Origin of the sequence: Victivallis sp., from assembly GCF_048170485.1 — a bacterium.
Taxonomy (GTDB): Bacteria; Verrucomicrobiota; Lentisphaeria; order Victivallales; family Victivallaceae; genus Victivallis.
In genome coordinates this window covers 1-2,514 of the sequence record NZ_DBEXAY010000273.1, presented here as the reverse complement: position 1 = coordinate 2,514, position 2,514 = coordinate 1, and the positions used below count along the sequence as shown (strand labels likewise).

Genomic DNA, 2,514 nt, shown 5'->3' with positions numbered 1-2,514 from the left:
TCAGAAAAATTCATGTCAGATACGAAAAAACCGCCTGCGCATACAATGCCTTGCTGTACTTGGCAGCTATGATGATAACGATGAATAAAATTATGGCAATTTATCCTCCGTTATGATATTATTAGTTGATAAGTTCTTAATCATTTCTAATTTTAATCCTTTTCGGGAAATGTTAGAACCTCCTTCCACCACAATGAATAGCCAATAATTCAGTCCATAATGCGAGTAATAACAGTCTTTATTTATATAGCTATGCTGTTCTTGACAAGTTAATTGCTTTATAGTGATATATTTAGCATCAATCAGCTTCTGTCCCCAGAAATACCAGGGAGCGCCGGAATTATGTGTGGGAGGGGAAACATAACCGTGATTGTCAGTAGCATAGAGCGTCATCACCGCACTAAGCTGTCGTATATTGTTCAGGCAGTCAATCGATCGGCCCCGACTGCGGGCTTTCCCTAACGCAGGCAAAAGCATCGCCGCCAGAATTGCGATGATAGCAATAACAACAAGCAATTCAATTAAAGTAAAAAATATGGAGGTAGCGTATGTACGGCTCTGCTGCTGTTTCTTTTCGAGCGTCAGCCATGAAACAAGCCGCCCCTTCCGTGTGGAACTGTAGTTTTTCATATTGCCTCCTGGTATGAATGGTCTCCTCATCACGATTGGAATTGTGATTTGAATTTTCAATCAACCTCCTTTTGGTTTCGTTCAGAAATAGACGCTGAAAAAATGGACGTCGTCGAGAATCGCATTCCCGGCGGACGCGTAGTCGCACACCCGGGTGGTGAAGGAGCCGAAGTCCGCCTCGAACACACAGTGCGCCTCCTCCGAGGCAATCCGCCGCAGCCGGCAGTCGAAACCTGGCTCCAGCGCCGGACCGAACATCTCCGCTTCCGTATTGCCGATGAACTTGCTCCGCGCCAGCAGCAGCGGCCCGTACACCAGCGTACTGCCCGGTTCGGTGCGGAACATTCCTTTCATCGCCGGTTCGCTCCAGCGCATTTCATACCACTCGTCCGTCTCCGCCGGCGGCAGGTGGCGGCGGATCTCCAATTTCCGGCCGAACCGAAGTCGGATTTCGGAGCGTCCCGCCGGAATCTTCTCTTCGATCCACTCGCCCGATACTTCGCGCCGGACCCCGCCGCACTCGATCTTTGCCGAGGTCGCCCAGCCGGGAATCCGCAGCCGAAGCGACACCTCGGCCGCCCCGGAAAGTTCCAGCGCCAGAACCGCTTCCCCCAGCCCCGCGTAATCGCCGGAGAGCGCAAACGAAAGCTCTCCGCCGCCCGGAAGCGGGAACCGCCCCTCCGCCTCGACGTAGAGATTGACCGAAACCGCGTCACCATGCAGCGTCACCGCCGCCTGGACCGCGTTCAGAAAGCCGCGCGGTATATTGTTCACACAGCAGTGGTTGCGTTTCATCCCCGACTGTTCGAAGACGATCATATGCCGCCCGTGGCTGCGGACGCCGCGCGCCCCCCAGCCTCCATCCCGGCAGGCAGCGGCGAGGAAGGGGTTGAGAAACGCCAGCTCGAAGTCATCCAGATAGCGCTTCTTTCCAGTCTCGACGAAGAGCTCATAGCAGAGCCGCATCCAGTGGAGCACGTCGCACGGCTCCGAGATCGCGTTGAGCTGCGCCCCCGCGTGGCGGAAGATGTCGTTGAAGCCGACACTGAAGAGCAGATTGTACTCCCCCCGGTGCAGCAACGTGTGAAACGCCTCCGCCGCGGCGAGCAGTTCCCGGTCCCCGGTCTCCCGGTAGAGTTCGATCAATCCATCGAAGCAGGAGAGCATCTCGTACACCTTCGCCCACTCCTTCGGCTCCGGATACCACTCGTGCACCGGGCGGCCGGAGAGGGCGTTGGCGATCAGATTCGGCGCGAGATTGTCGGGGCGCTTCCAGTCGGCGGCGATCTCCTTCGCGAAGTCGAGGAACTCCCCGTTTCCGGTGGCGCGGTAAAGCAACACCATCGGCTTCAAAATCGAACCGCTCGGAATTCCGGCAAAGGTTCCGGTGGACCCGAGCCGGATGTGGTGTTCCCGCAGAGAGTGGATGAGGTGCGCGGCCAGCCGTTCGGCTCCGGCGAGAATCTCCGGGTCCCCCAGCAGTCGCCACGCCTCGAGCAATCCCCAGAGCGTGCATTTGCGGCACCAGATGTTCCAGTTCCAGTTGCAGGGCCAGCCGAGCACCGGTTCGGTCCGGGCCGGGTCGGCGGCGAAGACGTTCATCGGGTCGCGGTAGGTGCCGAGGTAGCCGGAAGGCTCCTGCAACACGAGCAGCCGGTGCACGCCCCGTCGGATAAATTCGCGCAGTTCATCGTCGCCGTAATACTCCGCGGTGCGCACCGCTCCGATGATCCACTTGCCCCAGAACTCCCCCTGCCAGATGCCGTGAACTCCGGAGGCGTCGTCGAGCTTGTTGCGGAAAGCGTCCTCCGCCTCCTGATAGGCCAGGCGCCCCTCTTCCGAACGGAGGCGGCGGTCCAGAAACCGGTCCATCTGCGCACCGAC

The 2,514-nt window shown here is 57.9% G+C and carries 2 protein-coding genes; both read right to left on the bottom strand.

The window, feature by feature from the left end; genetic code table 11:
• Nucleotides 1-90: 90 nt before the first annotated feature.
• Entirely contained in the window at nt 91-630 is a 540-nt protein-coding gene (locus tag ACMLHG_RS14140; RefSeq protein WP_417170907.1) for a prepilin-type N-terminal cleavage/methylation domain-containing protein, read from the bottom strand.
• Between the two features lie 81 nt (nt 631-711).
• Nucleotides 712-2,514 (bottom strand): beta-L-arabinofuranosidase domain-containing protein (locus tag ACMLHG_RS14135; protein ID WP_417170906.1); only part of this gene is annotated, 1,803 nt, incomplete at its 5' end.

Coding starts and splice junctions, on each gene's coding strand:
- ACMLHG_RS14140 (WP_417170907.1), bottom strand. CDS start 630: ATGAAAAACTACAGTTCCACACGGAAGGGGCGGCTTGTTTCATGGCTG.